This window comes from Streptomyces sp. MUM 203J (genome assembly GCF_022414595.1).
In the GTDB taxonomy this organism is placed as follows: domain Bacteria; phylum Actinomycetota; class Actinomycetes; order Streptomycetales; family Streptomycetaceae; genus Streptomyces.
Window position 1 is genome coordinate 21,624 of the sequence record NZ_JADWYO010000075.1, and the last position, 6,927, is coordinate 28,550.

The 6,927-nt window shown below is 72.3% G+C and carries 8 protein-coding genes; 7 read left to right on the forward strand and 1 reads right to left on the reverse strand.

What is annotated here, in order from left to right; translation table 11 throughout:
• The first annotated feature begins 9 nt into the window (after positions 1-9).
• From serC to I3F58_RS26255, 4 genes are all read left to right on the forward strand, one after another.
• Positions 10-1,128, forward strand: coding sequence for a phosphoserine transaminase (serC, locus tag I3F58_RS26235; RefSeq protein WP_240111177.1), 1,119 nt, complete (start codon positions 10-12; stop codon positions 1,126-1,128).
• A gap of 240 nt (positions 1,129-1,368) precedes the next feature.
• Entirely contained in the window at positions 1,369-2,067 is a 699-nt protein-coding gene (locus I3F58_RS26240; RefSeq protein ID WP_240111178.1) for a DUF4360 domain-containing protein, read from the forward strand.
• Between the two features lie 396 nt (positions 2,068-2,463).
• Positions 2,464-3,045: a nitroreductase family protein gene (locus I3F58_RS26245; protein WP_240111186.1), complete on the forward strand. Its 582-nt coding sequence runs from the start codon at positions 2,464-2,466 to the stop codon at positions 3,043-3,045.
• A 264-nt stretch (positions 3,046-3,309) separates the two neighbouring features.
• On the forward strand, positions 3,310-3,480 hold the full coding sequence (locus I3F58_RS26255; protein ID WP_240111187.1) for a hypothetical protein: 171 nt from the start codon (positions 3,310-3,312) through the stop codon (positions 3,478-3,480).
• A gap of 41 nt (positions 3,481-3,521) precedes the next feature.
• On the opposite strand, the gene I3F58_RS26260 is transcribed toward I3F58_RS26255, so the two are convergent.
• Positions 3,522-4,532, reverse strand: coding sequence for a WD40 repeat domain-containing protein (locus I3F58_RS26260; RefSeq protein ID WP_240111179.1), 1,011 nt, complete (start codon positions 4,530-4,532; stop codon positions 3,522-3,524).
• A 60-nt stretch (positions 4,533-4,592) separates the two neighbouring features.
• On the opposite strand from I3F58_RS26260, the gene I3F58_RS26265 reads away from it, so the two are divergent.
• The 3 genes from I3F58_RS26265 to I3F58_RS26275 all read left to right on the forward strand — a co-directional run.
• The gene (locus I3F58_RS26265; protein ID WP_240111180.1) at positions 4,593-5,357 is read left to right on the forward strand and encodes a GDSL-type esterase/lipase family protein; all 765 of its coding nucleotides are present in this window, start codon (positions 4,593-4,595) and stop codon (positions 5,355-5,357) included.
• Positions 5,358-5,401: 44 nt separating this feature from the next.
• Positions 5,402-5,815, forward strand: a complete 414-nt coding sequence (locus tag I3F58_RS26270) for a VOC family protein (RefSeq protein WP_240111181.1) — start codon at positions 5,402-5,404, stop codon at positions 5,813-5,815.
• A gap of 128 nt (positions 5,816-5,943) precedes the next feature.
• Positions 5,944-6,927: serine/threonine-protein kinase (locus tag I3F58_RS26275; RefSeq protein ID WP_240111182.1), on the forward strand; the 984-nt coding region annotated here is incomplete at its 3' end.

Here is a 6,927-nt window from a genome sequence, read left to right on the forward strand (position 1 = left end):
GCTCCGCCTGTGGCTGAGATCCGGATTCCCGCTGACATCAAGCCCGCCGACGGCCGTTTCGGCGCGGGCCCCTCCAAGGTGCGTACGGAGGCGCTGGACGCCCTGGCCGCCACCGGCACGTCCCTGATGGGCACGTCCCACCGCCAGGCCCCGGTCAAGAACCTGGTGGGCGAGGTGCGGGAGGGCGTACGGTCCCTCTTCTCCCTCCCCGACGGGTACGAGGTGATCCTCGGCAACGGCGGCTCCACCGCGTTCTGGGACGTCGCGACCCACGGGCTCATCGAGTCCAGGTCGCAGCACCTGTCCTTCGGCGAGTTCTCGTCCAAGTTCGCCAAGGCCGCCAAGCTCGCGCCCTGGCTGGCCGAGCCGACCGTGATCTCCTCCGAGCCCGGCACCCACCCGGAGCCGCAGGCCGAGGCGGGCGTCGACGTGTACGCCTTCACCCACAACGAGACCTCCACCGGTGTCGCCGCCCCGATCAAGCGGGTCGCGGGCGCCGACGAGGACGCGCTGGTGCTGGTGGACGCCACGTCCGGCGCGGGCGGTCTGCCGGTCGACATCGCCGAGACGGACGTCTACTACTTCGCCCCGCAGAAGTCCTTCGCCGCCGACGGCGGCCTGTGGATCGGCGTGTTCTCGCCCGCCGCCCTGGAGCGGGCGCGGGCCGTGCACGCCTCGGGCCGCCACGTCCCGGAGTTCTTCTCGCTGCCGACCGCGATCGACAACAGCCTCAAGAACCAGACGTACAACACCCCCGCCCTCGCCACGCTCTTCCTGCTGAACGAGCAGCTGAAGTGGATCAACGGCCAGGGGGGCCTCGACTGGGCCGTCAGCCGCACCAAGGACTCGTCGAGCCGCCTGTACGGGTGGGCCGAGGGCTCCAAGTACGCCACGCCGTTCGTCACGGACCCGGCCAAGCGGTCCCAGGTCATCGGCACGATCGACTTCGCGGACGAGGTCGACGCGGCGGCCGTCGCCAAGGCCCTGCGCGCCAACGGCATCGTCGACACCGAGCCCTATCGCAAGCTCGGCCGCAACCAGCTGCGCATCGCCATGTTCCCGGCCATCGACCCGGCGGACGTCGAGGCGCTGACGGGGTGCGTCGACTACGTGATCGAGCGCCTGTAACCGTCCCTGACCTCCACACCTGAGGGCCCGGCTGCCGCACCCGCACGGCGGCCGGGCCCTCTCCGTGTCCCCGCTTCGCGCCGCACGGCCGATTCCCGACCTATCCAGCCCCACCCGGCGTCCCTACGATCCGAAGCGTTCACCGGCCGGACAGAACATCTCGAACCGGTTGAATGTTTGACATGCGCACGACCATCTCGGTTGGACCCCCCACTTCGACCGACAACCGAACGGAGTCCCATGTCCCAGTCCACGAACACCTCCAGAAGAAACCGCCGAGGGCTGACCCTTGCCTCCACCGGCGGCGTCGCGCTCCTCGCCGCCGCTCTGCTCTCCCCCACCGCCGACGCCGCCCCCAGCGACGCCAGCGGTATCGTCGCCCCGCCGGACAAGATCGTCATCGAGGTCGCCACGGTCAACGGCTCGGGCTGCCCCGCGGGTACGGCCGCCGTCGCCGTCGCCCCCGACAACACCGCCTTCACCGTCACCTACAGCGAGTACCTCGCCCAGGTCGGCCTCGGCTCCAAGCCGACCGACTTCCGCAAGAACTGCCAGCTCAACCTGATCGTGCACGTCCCGCACGGCTTCACGTACGCGGTCGCCAGCGCCGACTACCGCGGTTTCGCGCACCTGGAGAAGGGTGCGAGCGCGATCCAGAAGGCGTCGTACTACTTCCAGGGATCGCCCGACACCGCGGCCGCCACACACCGGTTCTACGGAGCACTCGACGACAACTGGCGGGTGACCGACGAGACCGAGTGGGGCCAGCTCGTCTGGGCGCCCTGCGGAGTGAAGCGGAACTTCAACATCAACACCGAGCTGCGGGTCAGCGCGGGCACCTCCGACCCGAGGAAGACCAACAGCTTCATCACCATGGACTCCACGGACGGCGACATCAAGACCATCTACAACCTGGCCTGGAAGGAGTGCAAGCGGTAACCGCCCCCGCGGTACGCCCCTGAGCCCCCGGCCCGAAAGCGGAACCCCGACCACCCCGGGCCGGGCAGGCGGACCCGTGTCCCCCTTCACGGGTCCGCCTCTTCCTCCTCCACGCCTCGGTGCCGCCAGAGACGGGCGGGTGCCCGTCCCGCGCCCCATCCCTCAGGTGGGCGAGGCGGGTGGCCCAGAGCGCCCCCGGAACCGGGCCGGAGAACGGTGCTTCGGCTGATCCGTGCTGACGGGCCGCCCGTTGGCCGCCCCTGTCCAGGGCAGGTATCGAGCCGTGATCCGCAGGTCCGCCAGGGCGTGGATCCTCGATGCGGTGGACGGTCTGGCGTGGGAGGTGCTCTCGGCCAACAGGAATACGCACTCGCGGTCGCCGGGTTGCAGCGGGACGTGCACCCTCCTCAGGAACCGCCCACCGGCATACACCCACTGCTCGCAGGACGTTTCAGCCCCTCCCGGTTCGATCCCTCCGAGGTCGTCGACGACCACACCCTCGGACTGCTGCTGGAAGCCGCGCGATGGGCGCCGTCGGCGGGGAACTCCCAGCCGTGGGGCTTCTTCACCAGCAGGCCCGGTGAGCCGGAGCACGACCGTGTTCTCCCTCACCTTGCGCCGAGTTCGGCCCGCTGGGCGACTGACGCGAGTCTGCTCGTCGTCACCCTGACGCGGCGGCACGTCGATGACACCCGGCTGCTCTACTCCGAGTTCGCGGACTACGACCTCGGCCAAGCCATCGCCCACATGACTGTTCAGGCCCAGGCCATGGGGCTGGCCGCGCACCAGTTCCGGGCCTTCGACCTGGACGGGCTCACCAAGGAGCTGGACCCGAACCCGGGGTGGGCGATCGTATCCATGGTCGCGGTGGGCAAGGCGGTCGGCGGGCCGCCGGAGGGCCGTGACCGACACAGCGTCGCCCATTTGTGCTCCGCTCCCTGGTCACCGGCGGGTCAGCAGCCGAGCTTCGATCATTGAGCGGTCCTGGTGAGGTCTTCGACCCGGATCATCGGGCCACGCGGGTGAAGTGGGGGCGGCCGAACGCCCGCGGACCGCACCTCGCCCGGGACGGGGACGAACCGCGGGCTGTCCGCGGCCTGGCCCGGGGTCAGGATGAACACCGTCGGCAGTCGGCACGTACGGTCAGCGGACCAGGTGGACCTTGCGCGTCCGCCCGTCCCGGTGAGCTCCCGGGAGAGCGGCCTTCAGCCGGAGCCTGCGCCGACGCCGGGTGCGCCGCGGTTGCTCCCGGCCAGGTTCGACATCGGTGTGCTGCCCGATCCGTTCCTCGCCGCCGCCCCCTTCGACCGGCTCTTCTCCGCGGCGGCACCCGCAACCCGCGTGATCGGCACGCTGGTGATCCTGCACGACGGCGACATCATCGAGTGCCCGGCCGCCGGGCTGTTCGGCTGACCGGCGGGGCCTCGCGGAGCACGGGCGAGCACAGCCCTTGGCTACCCGTCCCCCCGCCCGCCCCGCCGCAGCCGCCGGGCGCCGAACAGCACCGCCGCCGCCAGGGCCACGGCGCCGAGGGTCAGGCCCGTGCTGCCGGACCCGGCGGAGCCGTCCGTCCCGGCCGACGCGCCCGAGCCGCCCGTGCTGCCGGCCGCCGCGGTCGGCGAGGGGGCCGCGGGCGTGCCCTCCACCGGGACGCCGGTCACCCTGGTCCCCGGTCCCTCCGTGCTGAACAGCAGGGACGAGCCGTCCAGGCTGTACGTCACGCCCTCCGACTGCGGCTGGATCGGGCCCCGTACCCGCTCGTCGGCGCCCAGTCGGCCAGCCGGGATCCACTCGTACGCCCGGGCGAAGAAGTAGCCACGCAGGACCAGGCGGGTGCCGTCCGGGGAGAACGCGCCGTCCGTGACCCAGGGGACCTCGTCGATCCGGCGGAAGACGTTCTTCCCCTGCGCGGACAGCTTCTCCGGTGCCTCGTACAGCCCGCCGCCGTCCTCGTTCTTCGACGCGATGTAGACACGGCCGGTCTTCGGGTGCACCATCAGCGCCTCCGCGTCCCGCGCCCCGTCCTCGTACGTCACCGTGTACTGGACCGCGTCGACAGTCTGGTCCCGCAGGTCCTTCGGCTCGGGGAAGCGGTAGATCCAGACGTGGCTCCAGCCGCCGCCGAGGTTGTCGCCGATGTCACCCACGTAGACGTCGCCGTCCGGGCCGACGGAGATCGCCTCCATGTCGCGGGGCTTGCCGACGCCGCGCAGGGTGACGGTCGCGACCGTCTCGCCGGTACGCCCGTCGACCGCGAAGACCCTCGGCTCGTCCTGGTCGTTGTGCGTCCAGTACACCCCCGGGTGGGCGCGGCTCGCGGCCAGGCCGCTGGACTCGGTGATGCGCGGGTCCCGGAACGTGAACCCGTCGGCGTCGTCGGCGTGGGCGGGCACGGCCACCGGTCCGGCGACCGCGCACAGCGCGGCGAGGGCGGCGACGGCGACCGGGCGCGGCAGAGAAGGCATGCTCCCCAGTGTCCATGGTCACGTGGCGATCCGGACCCGTGACCGGCCATGATGCTCTGCATGCCCCCGATACGCCCCCTCACCCGGCCCTCCTTCCTGTACGTGGGCGACTCGATGACCATCGGCAGCGCGGGCGAGCACACCTGGCGCCACCGGATGTGGCGGCACCTGGACACGACCCTCGGCCCGGGCGCGTACAGCGTCGTCGGGCCGCGTACGGCGCTGTACGACCCCGGGGCCGACGCCCCGGTCTCCTGCGCCTACGCCGACCCGGCCTTCCCGGCGGAGGCGCGGGCACATCTCGCGGGCTGGGGCGAGGGGTGGCTGCACATGGCGCCGCTCATCGAGGACACGGTGGCGGCCACGGGCGCGGACGTGCTGCTGGTGTCCCTGGGGCTGATCGACCTCGGTTTCTACACCAACAGTGACCAGACCGTGGTGAACGTCCGGGCCTTCGTCGCGGGTGCGCGGGCGGCCAACCCGCGCATCCGTGCCGTTCTGCTGCCGGTGATTCCCAATGCGCGGGCGACGAAGGACCCCTCCTTCGCGGCGGAGTGCGCCCGCTTCAACCTGCTCCTCGCGCAGGCCGTCGCCGGGCTCAGCACGTCCGCGTCCCCCTGGGTGCTGGCACCGCCCCCGCCCTCGTACGACCTCCGCACGGACACCTATGACGGCACCCATCCGAACACCTCCGGTGAGCACAAGCTGGCGGCGGCCTTCGCCACCGCCCTGTACGAGGAGTGGGGCATCGGCGGCCCCTACCGGTGCGATCGGTCGCGGGGACCAGGACCGGAGGCCGATGTGCTCGCGGGTGCCGGAGCCTAACCTCCCTTCCGTAGCCGGTTGTCGAAGCTGAAGGGGTCGGGGCTGTGACGTTCGCTGGAGACAGTCATGTACGGGTCGCGCGGCCGTCGCGGGATCTGGGCGCTGCCGAGCGGTTCTGGGTCCGGGGTCTGGGGCTGAGCGTGCTGTGGCGGACCGAGTCCGGGGGCACGCCCGGCGAGCACGATCTGCTGATGGTGGGGCATCCGGACGCCTCCTGGCACCTCGAACTCGTCCACGAGGCGGCCCGGCCGGTCGTCCCGGCGCCCACCGAGGAGGACCTGCTCGTCGTCTATCTGGACGGGCCCGTGCCCGGCGAACTGATCGCCCGGCTGGAGGAGCACGGCGGCAGGCGGGTCGAGTCCCCGAACCCGTACTGGAACCAGTGGGGTGTCACCGTCGAGGACCCGGACGGCTACCGGCTGGTGCTCTGCACGCGGGGATGGTCCAACCGGGGCTGAGGCCGGGAGTCCGCTGAACACTGCTGCTCCGTACCGCAGTTCCCCGAGGTCACGTCGCACACCCGCGCTATGGTGCGGGGGTTGTCGGACGAGATCGGCCACGGCCGGACGCAGAGGGGGACGGGTCGGTGTTCACGGCGCTGGAGGCAGGGGATCCGCGGCAGGTGGGCCGGTACCGGATCGTGGCCCGGCTCGGTGCGGGTGGCATGGGCCAGGTGTTCCTGGGCCGTTCGCCCGGCGGCCGCAACGTCGCCGTGAAGGTCGTGCGCTCCGAACTCGCCCAGGACCCGGGCTTCCGGCGGCGGTTCGCCCGCGAGGTGGCCACCGCGCGGCGCGTCACCGGCTTCTTCACCGCCGGGGTCGTCGACGCTGACCCCGAGGGCTCCCCCGCCTGGCTCGCCACCGAGTACGTCCCGGGCCTGCCGCTCGGGGACGCCGTCGAGGTGCACGGGCCCTGGCCGGAGCGCGGTGTGCTCGCGCTGGCCGCCGGGCTGGCGGAGGCGCTGGAGGCCATCCACACGGCCGGGGTGGTCCACCGGGACCTCAAGCCCTCCAATGTGCTGCTGGCCCAGGACGGCCCGCGCGTCATCGATTTCGGCATCTCCGTCGCCGCCGAGGCGAGCGTGCTGACGCAGACCGGCATGGTCATCGGCACGCCCGGTTTCATGTCGCCCGAGCAGCTCACGGGCGGGCGGAACATCGGACCGGCGACGGACGTGTTCGCCCTGGGCGCGGTCCTCGTGTACACGGCGACCGGCAGCGGGCCGTTCGGTACGGGGTCCTTCCAGGCCCTCAACTACCGGATCGTGCACGAGCAGCCGGACCTGGGCGCCCTGCCGCCGGTCCTGCGGGACGTGGTGAGCCGCTGCCTCGCGAAGGAGCCGGAGGCGCGGCCGTCCGTCACGGCGCTGGTGACGGAGCTGGCGCACACGCCCGGCGACGACAACACCTGGCTGCCGGGAGCGGTCACGGAGGCCCTGCGGGAGCAGGCGCGGGTCACGCCGCCGCCGTCGGGGGCGCCCGGGGCGGCGCCTTCGGCGGACTCGGCGGGCTCCCCGGCCCCGGCAGACGCGCCGGCCGGGCCTCAGCCGGCCGACCCGCGACTCCCGGCC